Below are 593 nucleotides of genomic sequence, written 5' to 3'. Positions count from 1 at the left end.
CCAATATCGTTGTCGGGCATAATCAGCTATTGCATGCGGGATAAATGACCATCGTTACCAGCACACATCTCGTTGTCGCCGACGATCATCCGCTCTTTCGCGACGCCCTGCGACAAGCCGTCGCGACCGTCGTCGCGTCGGCGCGGGTCGATGAGGCGGGGTCGTTTGAGGAGTTAACGGCGCTGCTCGATCGCGAATCCGACGTCGATCTGATCCTGCTCGATCTGTCGATGCCGGGAATCAGCGGTTTCTCCGGGCTGATTTATCTGCGCGCACAATTCCCGGCGATCCCGGTCGTCATTGTGTCGGCCAGCGACGACGCCAGTACCATCCGCCGGTCGATGGACTTCGGCGCGTCCGGCTTCATACCCAAGCGCTTTGGCGTCGAGACCTTGCGCGAGGCGATCGGCAAGGTGATGAACGGCGACGTCTGGATTCCGGCCGATGTCGATCTCTCCGCCGCGGCTGATCCTGACATGACCAAATTGCGCGACCGGCTGGTGACGCTGACGCCGCAGCAGGTGCGGGTGCTGATGATGCTGTCGGAAGGCCTGCTCAACAAGCAGATCGCCTACGAGCTTGGGGTGTCGGAA

At 61.4% G+C, this 593-nt stretch carries 1 protein-coding gene; it reads left to right on the top strand.

Features of this window, described 5'->3' with window-relative positions:
- Nucleotides 1–44 precede the first annotated feature (44 nt).
- The coding region (locus GJ693_RS16570; RefSeq protein WP_156257290.1) for a response regulator transcription factor at nucleotides 45–593 on the top strand (549 nt) is incomplete at its 3' end.

This window comes from Sandarakinorhabdus oryzae (assembly GCF_009733735.1).
GTDB classification, from domain to species: Bacteria; Pseudomonadota; Alphaproteobacteria; order Sphingomonadales; family Sphingomonadaceae; genus Sandarakinorhabdus; species Sandarakinorhabdus oryzae.
Note: the sequence above shows the minus strand (reverse complement) of the source record. Positions and strands in the feature narration are given on the sequence as shown.